This is a genomic window from Nocardia callitridis (assembly GCF_039543305.1).
Lineage (GTDB): Bacteria > Actinomycetota > Actinomycetes > Mycobacteriales > Mycobacteriaceae > Nocardia > Nocardia callitridis.
In genome coordinates this window covers 99,904-116,481 of record NZ_BAABJM010000009.1, presented here as the reverse complement: position 1 = coordinate 116,481, position 16,578 = coordinate 99,904, and the positions used below count along the sequence as shown (strand labels likewise).

13 protein-coding genes are annotated in these 16,578 nt (G+C 67.6%); 10 read left to right on the top strand and 3 right to left on the bottom strand.

Annotation, left to right across the window (positions count from 1 at the left end; genetic code table 11):
* Positions 1-211: 211 nt before the first annotated feature.
* From rplU to ABEA50_RS29705, 5 genes are all read left to right on the top strand, one after another.
* The gene (gene rplU / locus ABEA50_RS29725) at positions 212-523 is read left to right on the top strand and encodes a 50S ribosomal protein L21 (protein ID WP_345499721.1); all 312 of its coding nucleotides are present in this window, start codon (positions 212-214) and stop codon (positions 521-523) included.
* A gap of 21 nt (positions 524-544) precedes the next feature.
* Positions 545-811 (top strand): 50S ribosomal protein L27, encoded by a 267-nt coding sequence (gene rpmA, locus ABEA50_RS29720; protein WP_345499720.1) that lies wholly within the window; start codon positions 545-547, stop codon positions 809-811.
* A gap of 151 nt (positions 812-962) precedes the next feature.
* Entirely contained in the window at positions 963-2,471 is a 1,509-nt protein-coding gene (gene obgE, locus ABEA50_RS29715; RefSeq protein ID WP_345499719.1) for a GTPase ObgE, read from the top strand.
* A 146-nt stretch (positions 2,472-2,617) separates the two neighbouring features.
* On the top strand, positions 2,618-3,754 hold the full coding sequence (proB, locus tag ABEA50_RS29710; protein ID WP_345499787.1) for a glutamate 5-kinase: 1,137 nt from the start codon (positions 2,618-2,620) through the stop codon (positions 3,752-3,754).
* A 64-nt stretch (positions 3,755-3,818) separates the two neighbouring features.
* Complete coding sequence (locus tag ABEA50_RS29705; protein ID WP_345499718.1) at positions 3,819-5,030, top strand: arylsulfotransferase family protein; 1,212 nt, start codon at positions 3,819-3,821, stop codon at positions 5,028-5,030.
* Between the two features lie 570 nt (positions 5,031-5,600).
* Here ABEA50_RS29705 and ABEA50_RS29700 read toward each other — a convergent pair.
* The 3 genes from ABEA50_RS29700 to ABEA50_RS29690 form a co-directional block, all read right to left on the bottom strand.
* A complete protein-coding gene (locus ABEA50_RS29700) occupies positions 5,601-6,728 on the bottom strand; it encodes a hypothetical protein (protein ID WP_345499716.1) in 1,128 nt (375 codons plus the stop codon).
* On the bottom strand, positions 6,725-7,096 hold the full coding sequence (locus tag ABEA50_RS29695; protein ID WP_345499714.1) for a hypothetical protein: 372 nt from the start codon (positions 7,094-7,096) through the stop codon (positions 6,725-6,727). Before ABEA50_RS29695 ends, ABEA50_RS29700 begins: the two co-directional genes overlap by 4 nt.
* A 95-nt stretch (positions 7,097-7,191) precedes the next feature.
* Positions 7,192-7,896 (bottom strand): ESX secretion-associated protein EspG, encoded by a 705-nt coding sequence (locus ABEA50_RS29690; protein ID WP_345499712.1) that lies wholly within the window; start codon positions 7,894-7,896, stop codon positions 7,192-7,194.
* Between the two features lie 226 nt (positions 7,897-8,122).
* Here ABEA50_RS29690 and ABEA50_RS29685 point away from each other — a divergent pair, with 226 nt between their 5' ends.
* From ABEA50_RS29685 to ABEA50_RS29665, 5 genes are read left to right on the top strand one after another with little or no spacing between them, the layout of a single operon-like run.
* On the top strand, positions 8,123-10,858 hold the full coding sequence (locus ABEA50_RS29685; RefSeq protein WP_345499710.1) for a phosphoenolpyruvate synthase: 2,736 nt from the start codon (positions 8,123-8,125) through the stop codon (positions 10,856-10,858).
* Complete coding sequence (locus tag ABEA50_RS29680) at positions 10,851-14,291, top strand: AMP-binding protein (protein WP_345499708.1); 3,441 nt, start codon at positions 10,851-10,853, stop codon at positions 14,289-14,291. The genes ABEA50_RS29685 and ABEA50_RS29680 overlap by 8 nt, the downstream gene beginning before the upstream one ends.
* Positions 14,288-14,557 carry an acyl carrier protein gene (locus ABEA50_RS29675; protein ID WP_345499706.1) on the top strand — a complete coding sequence of 90 codons (270 nt, stop codon included), beginning with the start codon at positions 14,288-14,290 and terminating at the stop codon, positions 14,555-14,557. The genes ABEA50_RS29680 and ABEA50_RS29675 overlap by 4 nt, the downstream gene beginning before the upstream one ends.
* A complete protein-coding gene (locus ABEA50_RS29670) occupies positions 14,554-15,639 on the top strand; it encodes an SDR family oxidoreductase (protein WP_345499704.1) in 1,086 nt (361 codons plus the stop codon). The genes ABEA50_RS29675 and ABEA50_RS29670 overlap by 4 nt, the downstream gene beginning before the upstream one ends.
* Positions 15,636-16,571: a nucleoside-diphosphate kinase gene (locus ABEA50_RS29665; RefSeq protein WP_345499702.1), complete on the top strand. Its 936-nt coding sequence runs from the start codon at positions 15,636-15,638 to the stop codon at positions 16,569-16,571. The genes ABEA50_RS29670 and ABEA50_RS29665 overlap by 4 nt, the downstream gene beginning before the upstream one ends.
* Positions 16,572-16,578: the final 7 nt, after the last annotated feature.

Here is a 16,578-nt window from a genome sequence, read left to right as displayed (position 1 = left end):
GTGCTGTCTTCGTGGCCCCGGTACTCGAGGAGAGGCGTTCACGCCGTCGCAAGACGTCGTCGAAGGTCGACACCGAGCATCACCAGGCGCCGAGGCGGCGGTAAATACCAGACCAGTCTTGCGGCTGTGCGCGTCCGGCGGAATCATCCGGCCGGTTGCCTTTGCCGCGTGAGCGAGTGCCGAGCACTACAGGAAGAAGGGCAGCCGACCGATGGCAACGTACGCGATCGTCAAGACCGGCGGAAAGCAGTACAAGGTCGCGGTCGGTGACCTGGTGAAGGTGGAGAAGATCGAGGGAGCGCCCGGCACGGCCGTCGCGCTCGACCCGGTCCTCGTCGTCGATGGCGCCGACCTCACCGCCGATGCCGCGAAGCTCGCGAAGGTCTCCGTGGCCGCCGAGGTCGTCGAGCAGACCAAGGGCCCGAAGATCCGCATCCACAAGTTCAAGAACAAGACCGGCTACCACAAGCGCCAGGGTCACCGTCAGCCGCTGACGGTCATCAAGGTCACCGGCATCAAGTAAAGACTTCGAGGAGAATCAGCTATGGCACACAAGAAGGGTGCGTCCAGTTCCAGGAACGGACGCGATTCCAACGCCCAGCGCCTCGGCGTCAAGCGCTTCGGCGGTCAGGCCGTCAAGGCGGGCGAGATCCTGGTGCGTCAGCGTGGCACGCACTTCCACCCCGGCGTGAACGTCGGCCGTGGCGGCGACGACACGCTGTTCGCGCTCGAAGCCGGTGCGGTCACTTTCGGTAGCAAGCGTGGCCGCAAGACCGTCAACATTGTCGTCCCGGAGCCGGTCGAGGCATAGCCTGGCCCAACGTAGACAACAGCTGAGCGGGTCAGGGTTTCACCCTGGCCCGCTTTCTGTGTCTCGTGACGACGCGATCTGTCATCGGCTGTGCCGCGAACCCGCGACGCGACCTCGAGTACGACCACTCCCGAAGGAGGATGATCGGCCTATGTCCAAATTCATCGACCGTGTCGTGCTGCATGTGCGTGCGGGTAAGGGCGGGCACGGCTGTGCCTCGGTGCACCGCGAGAAGTTCAAGCCGTTGGGCGGCCCCGACGGCGGCAACGGTGGCAATGGCGGCGACGTGATCTTGGAGGTCGACGCCAACGTGCACACGCTGCTCGATTTCCACTTCCATCCGCATGCCAAGGCGGGCAACGGCAAGCCGGGGGAGGGCAGCAACCGCGACGGCAAGCAGGGCGGCGAACTGATGCTGTCGGTGCCCGATGGCACCGTGGTGCTCGACAAAGCGGGCAACGTTCTGGTCGATCTCGTCGGCCCCGGCAATCGATTCATCGTGGCCAGGGGTGGTCGCGGCGGGCTCGGCAATGCCGCATTGGCGTCGAAGGCGCGTAAGGCGCCGGGTTTCGCGCTGCTCGGTGAGGAGGGCGAGGAGCTGGAGCTCGTTCTCGAGCTGAAGTCGGTCGCCGATGTGGGGTTGGTCGGTTTCCCTTCCGCGGGGAAGTCGTCGCTGGTCTCGGTGTTGTCGGCGGCCAAACCGAAGATCGCCGACTACCCGTTCACCACGTTGGTGCCCAACCTCGGGGTGGTCGCCAGCGGTGACACCACCTTCACCGTCGCCGATGTGCCCGGCTTGATTCCCGGTGCGAGTGCGGGGCGGGGGCTGGGGTTGGACTTTTTGCGGCATCTGGAGCGCTGCGCGGTGCTCGCGCATGTGGTCGACTGCGCGACGCTGGAGCCGGGTCGCGATCCGGTGTCGGATGTGGACGCGCTGGAAGCCGAGTTGGCGGCGTACAAGCCCGCGCTGAGTGCCGACGACGATCTCGGCGACCTCGCCGGTCGTCCGCGCGTGGTGATCTTGAACAAGACCGATGTGCCCGATGGCGCCGAGTTGGCCGAGATGGTGCACGACGAGTTCTCCGCGCGTGGCTGGCCGGTGTTCGAGATCTCGGCGGTGAGCCGGGCGGGGTTGCGGCCGTTGACATTCGCGTTGGCGGATCTGGTACGCGAGTATCGCGAAGCGCACCCGAAGGCGGCGCCGAAGCGCACCGTGATTCGGCCGATCGCGGTGGACGAGTCCGGTTTCAGTGTGTACGCCGACCCGGAGGAGCCGGGCGGTTTCATCGTGCGCGGCACCAGGCCGGAACGGTGGGTACGCCAGACGCAGTTCGACAACGACGAGGCCGTCGGCTATCTCGCCGACCGTTTGGCGCGCCTCGGTGTTGAGGCCGAGTTGGTGAAGCAGGGCGCCGAGCCGGGTGCGCCGGTCACCATCGGTCCGGTGAGTTTCGAGTGGGAGCCGCAGATCTCGGCGGGTATCGAGCGGGTTCCGACGGGGCGCGGCACCGATATTCGGCTCGAGCAGAACGAACGGATCGGTGCGGCCGAGCGTAAGCACGCCTCGCGGGTGCGTCGTGGGCTCGTCGGCGACAAGCCGTCGGGCGAGGCCGACCTCCCACCGGCCGACGACGTGGACGCCGACGACGACAGAGACTGAGGACAGGACAGGGATATGGGCGCGAACATGCCGTTGCGGTTGACAACCGAATGCGCTGGGGCGCCGCATATTCCACATCCGTTGCCACCCCGCGTACCAGGCGCCGTGTATTCGGTTGGCGCGCAGGGGGTGCGGGCGCTGTGTCTATGAATTCGGTGGCCGCGGGGGCGGATTCGTCAGGTTTCAGTGCGGCGCGACGGTCGATCGTCACCGCGCGCCGGGTGGTGGTGAAGATCGGTTCCTCGGCGCTGACCAGCTTGCCGGGCGGGTTGGACACCGCCAGGCTGGATCGTTTGGTCGACGCCGTCGAGGCGCGTATGCGTGCGGGCTCGGATGTGGTGGTGGTGTCCTCCGGTGCGGTCGGTTCCGGGTTGGCGCCGCTCGGGCTCACCAGCCGTCCGCGTGATCTGGCCACCAAACAGGCCGCGGCGAGTGTCGGGCAGTTGACGTTGGCCCATGCGTGGGGCACGTCGTTCGCGCGGTATCAGCGCACGGTCGGCCAGGTGTTGCTGAGCGCGGGTGACTTCTCCCGTCGCGAGCATCACCGCAATGCCCAGCGCACGCTGGATCGGTTGCGGCTGCTCGGTGCGGTGGCGGTGGTGAACGAGAACGACACCGTGGCGACCGAGGAGATCCGCTTCGGCGACAACGACCGGCTTGCCGCGTTGGTCGCGCATCTGGTGGGCGCCGACGCGTTGGTGCTGCTGTCGGATGTTTCCGGTTTGTACGACGGTGATCCGAGAAAGGGATCGGCGAACTTCATCCCCGAGGTGCGCAGCAGTGCGGATCTGGACGGCGTGATCGCCGGGAGCGGCGGCACGCTCGGCACCGGCGGGATGGCCTCGAAGTTGTCGGCCGCGCGGTTGGCCGCCGACGCGGGGGTGCCCGTGTTACTCGCCGCCGCCGACTCGGCGGCAGCCGCGCTCACCGACGGCGAGGTCGGCACCGCGTTCGCCGCGCGCCCGGTTCGGTTGTCCGCGCGTAAGTTCTGGGTTCGCCATGCCGCCGACAGCCGCGGTGCGGTCCTGCTCGACGCGGGTGCCGTGCAGGCCGTCGCATGTCGTCGACGGTCGTTGCTCGCCGCGGGGATCACCGGCGTGCGTGGGCGTTTCTACGGTGGTGACGTGGTGGATCTGGTGTCGCCGGACAATCGGGTGATCGCAAGGGGCGTAGTCGAATACGACAACACCGAGCTTTCCGGGATGCTCGGTCGGTCCACCGTGGAGTTACCGGATACTATGCAGCGTCCGGTAATTCACGCCGACGATCTGGTCAAGGTCTGAGTCTCGACCGTGTCCTGATCGCCGCGTGATCGAGATGCGAACCGCAGAAAGCCAGGAATCTCGGATGAACGTTCTTTCCCGTCGGGTGCGGCGGGCCGCGGTGTTGTCGGCCGTTTGTATCGTGCTCTGCGCACCGTCGGCGCTGTCGGCGCCGCTGTTGCCGAGCCCGCCGGTCGCGGCGTTGGCCTACACCGTGACGGTGAACGAGCCCTCGGGTGCGCCCGGCTATGTCTATTACTCCAACGGGGTGAGTGCCGCTGCTCTCGTGCCGGGGGTCGCGCAGGCGTTGGCGCCGCTGCCCGCCGTGGCGGCGGCGAATATCGTGCTGGACAAGGCTGGTCATGAGGTGTGGCGCTACACGCCGCCGCCCGGCCAGGACGTGTCGAACTTCCGTACCCAGACCTATCAGGGCAAGCGGGTGCTGACCTGGTGGCAGGGCAGCACGGTCGCCGGGCACGGATCCGGTGCCGATTATATCGCCGACGAGCACGGCAACATCATCGAAAAGATCTCGGCGCCAGGGATTTCCGGGTCCGATGTGCATGAGTTCCGGCTCACCGAGGACGGCCGCGCGCTGATCACCTCGTACGAGGAGGTGTCGGCGGATCTCACCGCGATCGGCGGGCCGAAGGACGCGAAGATGTTCGACACCGTCGCCTCGGTGGTCGATGTGGCGAGCAAGCGAGTGCTGCTGCGCTGGAGCGCGGCCGAGCACGTGCCGCTGACCGACAGCACCGAGCCGGGCCTGCTGCCCGGCGCCAGCACCTACGATCCGTTTCACATGAATTCGATCGCACTGGATCCGCACGGCGATCTGGTGATCTCGTTGCGCAACACCTCCACGGTCTACGACGTCGACATCGAGACCGGCGAGATCAACTGGCAGTTGGGTGGCAAGCGTTCGTCGTTCGCGCTGGAGCCCGGTGTCGAGTTCGCCTTCCAGCACGACGCGGAGTTCGCCGACCCGACGACCCTGCGCCTGTTCGACAACAACTCCAGCGGCCGCACCACCCTTGGCCTCTCCGACGTGCAGTGGATTCGGCTCGACGTGGACGCGGGCCGAGCGTCGTTGCTGCGCAAGCAAGTTCATCCCGCCAACCTGACGGCCTACGCCATGGGTAATGCCCAGACACTGCCCAACGGCAACACCCTCGTCGGCTGGGGTTCGGCCGCGCACATCTCCGAATTCACGCCGTCGGGTCAGCTCGTGTACGACGCCGCGCTGCCATTGGGCACCTACCGTGCGTACCTTTCGGAGTGGGCGCCTTCGGCCTGATGTCGCCGCGCGCAAGGCAGGGCCGAACGAGCCGAACATGAATCTGCGCGGCCAGCCACGTTCGGGTTGGCGTGGAGATCGCTTTCCTGACCCGTGTGTTCGGTCGCCAGCCCGCTCGCGCCAAACGTGGGGGACATGCACTGTGTCGGATCGGGCTGCCGACGGGCATGCTGCTGAGCAGCGCGGCCAGGCGTGGGTGCGGCAGAGCGGCGGCTTCGCCCGCGTGGGAGTCGCGCGGTCATGCAGGCGCACTACCGATGACGCGAATGGCGGTTGCTGTATCGCGGCACGTTTCGCCGCCGGAGACCACCGTTGGGCGTCTGAAGTCTCCGCCGATCGATGCAACGGGTGATGCGGTTCGTGCCCGCTCTCCGCGTCGCGCGGGCCATGTGCGCCGGCACGAACGCACAAACCATCGGCGTCATGCGGATACGACGCGCTGTCGCCGAGCCGCGATACCGCGCCGAGTGATTGGTGCCGAGTAGCGGCCTGGCACTTCTCCGCTGTGTCATTTCGAGGATGCCGCCGTTCTCGGCCCGGGCCGAACACGGAAACGGTCTGCCGACTATCTCACCGTTTGGAGGGCACGACCCCCGGCTGGTTGGTGGTCGACGGTGGGTTCTGGCTGGCTGGGTCCGGGATGGGACCGGTGATGCCCGGCTGGCCGCCGGGGTCGGTGAGGGTGGGTTCGCCCGCACCGGGGATGGGCGGGGGCGCCTGTGGCTGTTCGGGTTCCGGGATCGGGAGCGGTTCCTGTGCCTCGCCCTGGTCCGGGATCGGTGGTGGTTGCGGGAGGTCGGGGTCGGGTACCTCGGGAATCGGGGGAGCTGTCGGCAGCGGCGCTTGCGCGTCCGGCGTCGGCGGTGCCTGCGTCGGCTCCTGGGTGGGTGTCGGTGCCTGCGTCGGCGGTGCTGGCGCTGTCGGCGCGGGCGGTGTCGGCTGCTCGGACGACGGCGCGGGCGCGGGGGAAGGGACAGGGGCCGGAGTGGCTTGGGGGTCAGGGGTTTCCGGCGCGCTCTGCCGGGGTGCTCGGTGTTCCGGCGCGTTCGGCTCGGCAGCGTTCGGCGCGGGTGTGACCGGGACGGTCTCGGTATCGGGTGCGGTCACGCTCGGGTCGACCGCGTGGCCGTTGGTCCGTGGCTGTCCCTGCGGTGCGTCCCGCTGCAGCGGGGGCGGCGGCAGCGCGGGAACGCCGGTACCCGCCAGCCGGTAGGCGGGTTTGTACACCATGTTCATGGCGAGCACGGCTTCTTGCCGTAGCACTTCCTGGGCGGCCTGCGCATCGATCACGTGCGCGGATTCGAGCAGTTCGGCGATCGCGCCGACGGGCCCCGAGGTGCCGGGTGGTACCACGGCGAGCTTCACCGCTTCGGCGGCCGCGGCGACACCGCCGAGCCTGGCGCTGACCTCGGTCATGATCCCGGCGAGTTCATCGACCGAGGCGGCGAAGCTGCGCGTGCTCTCGTAGGCGGCGTCGGCGGTGGCGCCCTGCCACTGCACCGAGTTCATCTCGCGGTCGACGGTGTCGCGGGTGAGCGGGAACGACGCGGTGAGGGTCCCGGCGACCTCCAGCCAGGTGGCCGAGGCGCGCAGGACCTGTTCGGCGTCGATTTGCTGCGCCTTGGCGTAGATCTCCTCGTGGCGCATCGACTCGAAGTGCTCCATCGAGCTGATGTAGTCGGGATCGTTGCCGGTCATCGTGGTGCCCTTGTCTCGATGGCGCGCAGCGCGGCGGCGTTGGCGGCGTCGGCCTCTTCGAAAAGGCCCGCGCTGAGCAGAAACGCTTCCTTCATGCGGTAGGCGGCTTCGATGTAGTGATCGAGCAGCGCCGCGGCGTCACGTGCCTTGTGGGTGAACCCGGCCTGTAACTGTTGCGCGGAGACGAATCCGCCGAATCCGCCCAACTCCGAGGTGGTTTCGAGCTGTTGCTGGAGGTAGAGCAGCCGGTCGGCCTGGTGGTCGTACATTTCGGCGCACCGTCGCGCCGCGTCCGGGTCGAACTGGACGGACCCTGCCTGCGCCGCCTGCTTGAATCCGGCGATATCGGCTCGGCTGGTATCGATCATCATCGCGCACCCCTGAGATCGGTTCGTTCGACCAGAGTAGCGGCAAGCGGTAGGCAGGGCAGCAGGTGTTGCCGGTTGGCATCTGGCCGTCGGGCTTACGCAGGAATGCGTTTTTGCAGCTGTGCACCGATCTGCTCGGTGCTCGCCGGCGTGATGTGCACCTGCTCGCCCGCCTTGATCAGGTAGCGGCCGTCGTCGGCCACGTCGAACCAGGTGTAGTGAATCGGTGGCGGCGGTGTCGGACGGTCCAGCCGGGGTTCGATGCGGATGTGTCCTTCGGCGGTGTGCGGTTGCAGCAGCAGCCTGCGGATGCGCGGCGCCGCGGGCTGACTGGCGATCACCGACTCCTCGTCGCGTACCGCGTCGGCGGGCGCGGTTCTGGCTCGGTGGCGTCCCGCGTCGGCCTCCGGCAGCAGCGCGGCGATCCGTGCGCCGAGTTTGCCGGTGTGACCGATCGAGATGCCCACGTGGCCACCGAATTCCGCGCTCGATCCTGGTTGCTGTACGGCGAGTACGGCGCGGTTGTAGATGACCCCGGCGAGCAGGCGGATTTCGTGGCCGCGCTGGTGGGTACCGCCGACGGCCACGATCCTGGTGTGTGGTGCCGCGAGAATGCGCAGGCAGGCGGTGAGGTCGGGATCGGCCCCGCTCGGCAATTGCTCATCGAGGCGTTGGCGCAGCTTGTGCGCCTCGTCCTCGGTGCGAGGAGTTTCGAGGATCCGCAAGGGGAACGGGTGGCGGTCGAGGTCGGTTTCGCGCCATACGTGGGCGAACTCATCGGGAGTGAACGTCCAACCCACTGCCGAATCACATCCTCACAAACCCACCGACACTCCAGGGCAGCCTAGCGGTCACACCCGTTCGCTCGCGCGGCGGCGACACTGTGCCCTTGGCAGTATCGGTTAACGACCCGGGAAATACAGGGATATATCCCAAGAACCTCGTGAAATGTGTCCGGTAGGTAGTGCCGGGTGTTCGGGTGTTGAACGCAAGAGGCGAACCGGAGAACGGCGCCGGTCGGGGCCGATGGGAGAGAACGCAGTGCGACTGCTTGGACCGTGGACCGATTCCGCGACGATGGCTGCCGAGGGTGGTGGCAAGGCCCGAGGGTTACTCGGCTTGCACGAAGGGGGTTTCCGCGTCCCCGAATGGAATGTGCTCGGCATCGAGACGTTCGCGCGCTTCGAGAAGGACGCCGGGCTCACCGCGGCCCTGGCCGAACTCACTGATATCAGCGTTACCGAGCAGGGTGCCCTCGATTCGGCCCTTGCCGCCGGTGCGGCGCTGCGCGCGGCGATCGTCGCCGCGCCGGTGGCCGAAGACGTGCGTGCCTTGATCGCCGACGCCTACGACCGGCTCGGTGGTGGCGCGATCGCGGTGCGCTCCTCGGTGCCGGTCGAGGACGGCCCCGGTTACTCGTATGCGGGACAGTTCGATTCCTTCCTCGACATCCACGGAATCGACGAGGTGCTCGACCGAGTGCGGCGCTGCTGGGCTTCGGCGTTCTCCGAGCGTTCGATCCGTTACGCGTTCGCCCATGCGCAGGCGTTGCCCTCGGCGGCGGCGGTGGTGTTGCAGCGGCTGGTCGCGGCACAGACCAGCGGTGTGTTGTTCACCGCCAACCCGATCAGCGGCGGGGCCGACGAGTTGGTGATCAGCGCGGTCTACGGCCTCGGCGAGGGCTTGGTCTCGGGTGCGGTCGACGCGGATTCGATCGTGATCGACAAGGTCACGGGCGCGGTGCTGGAGACGACCGTGGGGGACAAGGAGCAGTCCTACACCGCGACCGGCGCGTCCGGCGTCGCGGTGCGTGCGGTGGAGCCGGAGCGTCGCGCACGCTCGGCACTGGCGCGGGCCGAGATCGAGGAACTCGTGGAATGGGGCCGCAAGCTGGAGGCCAGCTTCGGCGCCGCGCAGGACGTGGAGTGGGCAATCGATGACGACGGTCTCTGGTTGTTGCAGGCGCGCCCGATCACCTCGACGGTGGCCGAGCGGGGCGCCGAGGAGACCGCGTTGCTGCGCGGTGCCGGTGAGCAGGTCCCCGCGGGTCAGCAGCGCATCTGGGACAACTCCAATATCATCGAGAGTTTCAACGGCGTCACCTCGCCGTTGACCTACACCACCGCCGCCGATATCTACGGTCGCGTGTATCACGGCTACGCGCGGTCGCTGAAGGTGCCGGCGGCGCAGGTGCGCCAGACCGAGCAGTGGACTCCGGTGCTGCTCGGCTACTTTCACGGCCGCGTCTACTACAACCTGTTGCACTGGTACCGGATGGTGGGCATCGCGCCGGGCTACCCGCTCAACCGCAAGGTGCTGGAGGCCGCGCTCGGCGTGGCCGAACCGTTGCCGAACGAGATCGCGAAGACGTTGCGCCCGTTCACCTTCGACTCGCCGTGGAGCAGGCTCCGCTCGCGCGTGGTCACCACGGCGACCTATTGGCGTCGGTTGACCGGTATCGACGAGATGATCGAGAACTTCATGACGGAGTTCTACCGCGTCTACGACGAATACGACGCCATGGACTACACCACGATGACGGGCGAACAGGCCTACACCGCCTATCGCACGGTCGATGACGATCTGGTGCGGCGGTGGGGTCCGCTGATGGTGCTCGACGCCATCCTGCTCACCTGCACGGGCCTGATGTTCCTGCTCACCAAGCTATTTCTGCCGAAGGCGCCGGAATGGTTCCTCTACGCCGTCGTCGGACCCGGCGCGGATGTGGAGTCGGCCGAACCCGCCCGCGCGATGAGTGAGCTGGCCGATCTGGTGCGCGCCGACCGCGAGCTGGCGGAGTTGGTGAAATCGACAGCGCCCGAACAGATCTACCCCGCGATCGCCGAATACCCCGCCTTCCGTGCCGCGGTCGACGCCTATATCGACAGCTACGGCTATCGCAGCCTGGACGAGCTGAAATTGGAGACCCCCGACCTGCGGGAGGACCCGTCGAGCCTGTTCGTCATGCTGCGCAGCGCGCTGCCGGACGCGCCGCTCGGGCACGGCGACGAGGCCGAGGAGTACCTCGACGCGCACCTGAGGGGTTGGCGTCGCGGGATCTATGAACGGTTGCGCGGCAAGGTTTCTCGGTGCGCCGCCCATCGCGAACGATTGCGGTTCTGCCGGACGAGGGCCTTCGGGATCGTGAAGCGGATGATCCGGGTGATGGGCCGTGATTTGGCCGCGCGCGGGGTGATCGACGAGTTCGCCGATGTCTTCTTCCTGACGGTGCACGAGTTGCGTGGCAGCTACGAGGGCGCCGACACCACCGGGTTGCGCGCACTGATCGCGGCTCGAAAGGCGCAGCGCGCCAGGGATTGCGAGCTCGTCGCACCGGCACGGTTCGTGACGACGGGCGCGACGTTCTCACGGGCGGAATTGGCGCAGCAGGGCTGGGTGCCGGTCACCGACACCCCCGCGGCCACAGCGGGCACGGTGCTCACCGGAACGCCGTCCGGATCAGGTGTCGCCGAAGGCGATTCGGTGATCGTCGACGAGCCGCGCGATGTGGCGGGCGGGGTGTTGATCGCCTACCGCACCGATCCGGGCTGGGTCGCGGCGTTGCCGTCGGCGGCGGCGCTGGTGATCGAGCGCGGCAGCCCGCTCACCCACGTCGCGATCGTCGCGCGTGAGCTGGGCGTCCCGACGGTGGTGCAGGTCAAGGACGTCACGAAGCGGTTGCGAACCGGGATGCGAATTCGGGTCGATGGAACGAATGGGACGGTTACTGTGCTGTCCGAAGGAGATCAGCGGGATGCATGACAACGATGTCGCGCGAGTGGGGGATGTCGCGGCCGTACGCGGGTGGCTCGTCGACCCGGCGACCGATACGGGAATCCATTTGGCCGACGAGTCCGACGGCTGGGAGTTTCGCAGTTACGCCGAGCTCGCCGAGCAGGCGTGGGCGATCGCCGAACTGATGCGCGCACACGGCATGACCAGCGGCGACGGTGCGTGCGTGATCATGCCGACCGGTTTCGCCTGCGTGTCCGCCTTCTATGCGGTGTGGGCGTGTGGCGGGGTGTTCACCCCGGTCGCGCCGCCCATGTTCGGTGACATGGCGCAGATCGTCGCGCATATCGCGGGAATTCTCGAGCAGTCGGCGCCGCGCCTGGTGGTGACCTCGCCGGAGTTCGTGTCGTTCGTGCGCGAGGCCGCTACGGCGGCGGGTCGCGCCGATGAGCCGTTGGTGATCGATGTGGCCACCTTGGCCCCCGCACCGGCGACCAGGGTGCTCGGTGAACAGGACGAGTGCGCGTTGCTCCAATTCACCTCGGGGTCGACGGGTGCGCCGCGTGGTGTGCGGGTGAGTTGGCACAATCTGGCCAACAACATCGACATGATCTCCCGGTTGGTCGATTGGCGGCCCGGCGAGGCGATGGTGTCGTGGCTGCCGCTGTATCACGACATGGGTTTGGTCGGCGCGTTCCTCACAACGGTGACCAACCAGGGCAATCTGTATCTGATGCGCCCCGACCAGTTCGTCCGCGACCCGGTGCGCTGGTTGCGTGCGATGGCGCACGCACAGCATTCGCCGTCGCCGTCGTTCGCACTGGGTTATGTCGCCCACCGGGTGACTCCGGAGCAGATTGCCGATCTCGACCTGTCGGGGTGGCGCACGCTCGCGGTGGGGTCGGAGCCGGTGGAGGTCGCCGATCTCCAGTCTTTCGCCGAACTGGCAGGCCGCCAAGGCTTTTCGACGAACGCCTATACGCTGGCCTACGGTCTCGCGGAGGCGACGCTGATGGTGACCTCCTCGGCACGCGGTCGTCCGATCACCGCGTTGCGCCTGGACAACCCGGCGCTGCGCTTCGGTGAGCCGGTGCGGGTGTTGGACGAGCGCGCCTTGGACGACACCCATCGGGTGGACGGTGCCGGCTGGATCACCGGTCTCGGCTTCTCCACCCCGGAATCCACCGTGCGCGTGGTCGACGAGCAGGGTCGCGAGCTGCCCGACGGTGTACTCGGGGAGATGGTGGTGGTCGGCGACTCGGTGGCGCTGGGCTACAGCGATACCGGCTCAGGGTCGACCAGGATTCTCGACGGTGCGCTCTACAGCGGTGACGCCGGATTCCGTTATCGCGACGAGGTTTTCGTACTCGGGCGGATGGGGTCGAGCCTGAAGGTGCGTGGCAGGTCGGTCTTCATGGAAGACATCGAGTCACGGGTGTCGCAGGAGACCGGGATCACCAAGGGCAAGCTCGCCGCCGTGGCGATCACCGAGGCGGGTGCCCAGGGCATCGCCTTGTTCGCCGAGTCGGCGCCGGGTGAGTGGATCAGTCAGGCGCGCAAGATCATTCGCGGTGAGCTCGGTCCCGCGCAGACGGTCACTATCGTCACGGGGCCGCGCGGCATCATCCGAAGGACCTCGAGCGGCAAGCCGCGGCGCAGGCACATGTGGCAGCAGTATCGCGACGGCCTGCTGCCGGACGCGGTGGTGCACGAGGTGGACGGCACCGCCGCCGCACTGAAGAGTACTGCGGCGCAGCAGGATTCGAGTTCGGATTCGCTGCCGCGACCGACCCTGCCACCTGCGCGGATCGAGCAACTGCTGGCACACGCGCTGGTGAGCGTCGAGGTGGCCTCGGGTTCGTCGGTGCTGTTCGAGGGCTCGTTGGCCGAGGGGTTCGGCAACGACGGCTCCGACGTCGATTTCCTCGTGCTCACCCCCGGTGACGAGGAGCTGCCGACCCTGCCGACCGTGCTGTTCATCGATGGTCGCCGGGTGGAGGTGCGGACGCGCTCGACGGCGCAATTGCGTCGACAATTGCGCAGGGTCGCCGAGGCGGCGAGCGTCGCCGAGTTGGACGAAGACGTGCTCAATCGGTGTCAGCGGTTCCTGCGCGCCACGGTGGTGCGCAGTCCCGACGGTGCTACCGAGGTCGCCGCGCTGCGCGGGTTGCTCGAACACAGCGGCTTCGCCGACATCGTCGCGGACTGGTGGTTCGCGCGCGCTCGGCAGGCGTTGCGTCACGCGGTGGCGCTACACGCCTTGCGGGCCGAGGACGAAGCCGCCGACTGGCTTCGTGACGGCCTGACGCAGGCGATGAAGGGGTGGGCGGCGCGGCGCGGCGAAACGTATGTCGAAACCAAATGGCTGCCACGCCAACTCGATCGGCTCGGTGCGCACGCACCCATCGGCACCTACCGCGATCTCGTCGCCGTGGACACCTCGGTGAGCGCACCGGATACCTGGGCGCGCGCGCTCGACTTGGCCGAGGAGCTCGGCGTCGACGGTGTTCAGGACGATCCGCACCAGATTGTGTTCGCCAGGGTTCCCGGCGTCACGACCTGGTCGATCGGCGGGCGAGTGCATGTCCTGCGTGGCGAACGCGAGGTATTCGTCCTGTCGGACAACGGCGCTCGCGCCTGGCGGTCGGTGGTGTTCCGGCATTCGGTGGCCGACGTGCTCGCTCGCGCGCGCCGCGACATCACCGAGGAGCTCGCGGAGTTCGTTCGGCTCGGATTCGTCGGATTGCAGTGGCGTCGAGGCGAAGTGATCGCCCCCGCATTGGCGATGTGCGCGCAGCTGCGCCCCATGACGCCGGTGCCGTCTTCGCTCGCGCCCGCTCTCGGCATCCTCGGTGCGGCCAGGGAGGACACGATCGCGACGCTCTCGCCCCTGCCCGCCCTGCGGTTCACCGAGTGCGCGTTGAATCTGGTGTGGGCCAATATCGTGCTGGAGAACGCGCGCGAGGATCTCGCGGGCGCGGTGAAGAACGCGCAAGGCGGCGTCGCCGATATCGCGGCGCACCGTTTGATCGCCATGAGCGTTCGAGTCCTGTTGTCGGCGTTCGGTATTCATCCGTTGCCCGCCGATGTGGCCGCGGCGGCGACGATCCGGCGGCTGCTGCCCACCCATGCCATGCGCCGCGACGACCTGCTCGCGAGTCTGGCCGAGGCCCAGCGAGTGCGGTTCTCGCGGATTCTCGACGCGGGGCAGGACGCGATCGCCGGGCTCAGCGCGGTGGACGAATTCGTGGCACTGGTGCGCTGGGTGGCCGCCGGTGGCTCCGCGACCGGATTCCCCGCCTCGTTCGATTCCCGCGAGCAGTGGCGCCGCACCCTGGCGATCAGCTACGACTGGCTGCGCATCGCCGGCTACCTCAATACCGACCTGCCCATCGATGAAGCCAGGGACCTGCTGAATTCCGGTGGGCACCAACCTCATCTGCGTGAAACGGAGCTGTCATGACCACCGGCGACGTGCTGGATCCTGCCGAACGGGTGCGCGCGCTGATCGGCGCGATGGCCCCCGAACCCCGTACCGACCTCGACGCCGAGCAGCGGCTGATAGAAGACATCGGGTTCGACTCGCTACGACTGATGGAGCTGACCGTGGTGCTCGAGCGCACCTTCGACCTGCCCCGCTACCGACCGGAACAACTGTTCGGCGTGCGTCGCGTCGGCGATGTCGTCACCCTCGTCACGACGAGCCTCGCCGAGGAGGGACGCGCATGAGCGACCGCGACACCGTACTGATCACCGGCGCGAGCGGCTTGGTCGGCGCCGAGGTGGTGGCGCGCCTGTTGGCCGCGAGCGTTCCGGTGTGCGCTGTGCTGCACAGTAATTCGGCGATCGTCCGCAACGACGCGACGGTGGTGACGCCGGGCACCTCGGTGCAGGGTGACATCCGGCTGCCGGAGTTCGGCATGGCCGAGCGCGACCTCGCCGAGTTGTCCCAGCGTGTCGGCATGATCGTGCACTGTGCGGCCACGACGGCGTTCGACGCCTCCGACCGGGACTACGAGGAACTGAATGTCGCCGCCACCGCCAACGCGATCGCACTGGCACGGCGGTGGGATGTCCCGCTGGTGCAGGTGAGCACCGCCTACGTGTGCGGCATGCGCGGCGGCACGATCACCGAGGACGCGTCCGACGGCGAACAGTCCTTCGGAAACGGCTACGAGGACAGCAAGTTTCGTGCCGAGCAGCTGGTGCGGGCGCAACCGGACCTGCGCTGGGCGATCGTGCGCCCCGGCATTGTCACCGGAGCCAGCGACACCGGCGCGATCCGTGAGTACAAGAATCTCTATACCGTCGTCAAGCTGATGGTGGAGGGCAAACTGCGCTCGTTGCCTGGTCGCTACGACGCGACGCTGTCGCTGGCGCCCGTCGATCATGTCGCCGCCGTGGTGGTCGCCGCGGTGCTCGATTTCGACTCCGCGCAGGGCCGTACGGTGCACGCGGTGGGGCGGGACACGCTGTCGTTGCGTGAGGTCTCCGACGTGCTCGCGGAGTATCCGTCCTTCGAGGTCGCGACGTTCGTGCCGGAGGCGACGTTCGCCGAGTCGGATCTCGAGCCGGTCGAACGCGAGTACTACCGGCGTATCGGCTGCCTCTACACCAGCTATTTTCGTCGGCGGCTGGTGTTCGATACGACGAACGCCGACGCGCTGCTCGGGACGCGTTCACCCGCCAGCGGCAAGGATTATCTGCGGCTACTGCTGGACTATTGCTTGGAGTCCGGATATCTCGGTGCGCCGCTGCCCTCGATCGAGCAGATACTCGCCGACGACCGGTCCGCAGGAGTGCGCCGATGACCAACGACCCACAGACCGAAGAACTGCGCGCCCTGCTCGAGCGATTGACACCGCAGCCGGCCAAGGTGGCCGCCTATCTCGGCGACACCTACTTCCAGGAGACCGTCGAACATCTCGATCGATTCGATCTGGATGCCGAGGAGTTCGCGCGATCGCACTCGATCTTGTTGCTCAAGCCGGACGCGATCGTCGCCCGTGCGCTCGAGCCGACGTTGCAGTGGTTGGCCGACAACGACTTTCAGGTCGTCACCAGCGCCAGGATTCCCGTCGACCGGCACCTGGCTCGGGCACTGTGGTATTTCGCGTGGAATATCGCCTCGCCGGAGCGCCGCCGCCTCGCCGACCTGTTGGTCGGCATCTCCGAGGTGCTGGTGCTGCTGGTGCGCGGGCGCGACGGCCAGGTGCCGGTGCCGATCCGGCTGGCGGAGTCGAAGGGGCCTACCGATCCGCGCAAGCGCGTGCCGGGCCAGCTGCGGTATCTGCTCGGTAGGCACAACTACCTGTTGAATCTCGTGCATTCACCCGACGATCCCGCCGATGTCCTGCGTGAGCTGTCGGTGTACTTCGATGAACGCACTCGCACCGTGGTGCTGAGTCAGGCCGGGATCGGTGGCGAGCGCTCGGCCGAGACCAAGATCCTCGCCGAGCAGCTGTACGCGGCGACGCCCGCGCGCGGTTTCGATCGGGCCGAGGCCACCGCGCGCATTCTGCGCGATGTCGCGCGCTCGGGTGCCACGGTCGGCTCGGAGTTCGATCCGGTCTCCGACAGTGACTGCGCGCGACTGCTGTACGCCGCGTGGGAGCGCGATCTCGACCTCGACCCTTGGTCGGTGATCGTGCTCGGTTCCCACGTACTGCCCATGCGAACCGGAACGGGCGCACAGATGTTGCGACCGGTGTCGGCACACGATTGGTTGGAGGCTGGACTGTGAATGCTCA

Excerpts from the sequence above, each read along its gene's own strand:
- ABEA50_RS29700 (WP_345499716.1), bottom strand. The coding sequence starts at position 6,728 with ATGACCGGCAACGATCCCGACTACATCAGCTCGATGGAGCACTTCGAG.
- ABEA50_RS29680 (WP_345499708.1), top strand. The coding sequence starts at position 10,851 with ATGCATGACAACGATGTCGCGCGAGTGGGGGATGTCGCGGCCGTACGC.
- ABEA50_RS29665 (WP_345499702.1), top strand. The coding sequence starts at position 15,636 with ATGACCAACGACCCACAGACCGAAGAACTGCGCGCCCTGCTCGAGCGA.
- ABEA50_RS29695 (WP_345499714.1), bottom strand. The coding sequence starts at position 7,096 with ATGATCGATACCAGCCGAGCCGATATCGCCGGATTCAAGCAGGCGGCG.
- rpmA (WP_345499720.1), top strand. The coding sequence starts at position 545 with ATGGCACACAAGAAGGGTGCGTCCAGTTCCAGGAACGGACGCGATTCC.
- ABEA50_RS29705 (WP_345499718.1), top strand. The coding sequence starts at position 3,819 with ATGAACGTTCTTTCCCGTCGGGTGCGGCGGGCCGCGGTGTTGTCGGCC.
- rplU (WP_345499721.1), top strand. The coding sequence starts at position 212 with ATGGCAACGTACGCGATCGTCAAGACCGGCGGAAAGCAGTACAAGGTC.
- ABEA50_RS29685 (WP_345499710.1), top strand. The coding sequence starts at position 8,123 with ATGGGAGAGAACGCAGTGCGACTGCTTGGACCGTGGACCGATTCCGCG.
- proB (WP_345499787.1), top strand. The coding sequence starts at position 2,618 with ATGAATTCGGTGGCCGCGGGGGCGGATTCGTCAGGTTTCAGTGCGGCG.
- obgE (WP_345499719.1), top strand. The coding sequence starts at position 963 with ATGTCCAAATTCATCGACCGTGTCGTGCTGCATGTGCGTGCGGGTAAG.
- ABEA50_RS29675 (WP_345499706.1), top strand. The coding sequence starts at position 14,288 with ATGACCACCGGCGACGTGCTGGATCCTGCCGAACGGGTGCGCGCGCTG.
- ABEA50_RS29670 (WP_345499704.1), top strand. The coding sequence starts at position 14,554 with ATGAGCGACCGCGACACCGTACTGATCACCGGCGCGAGCGGCTTGGTC.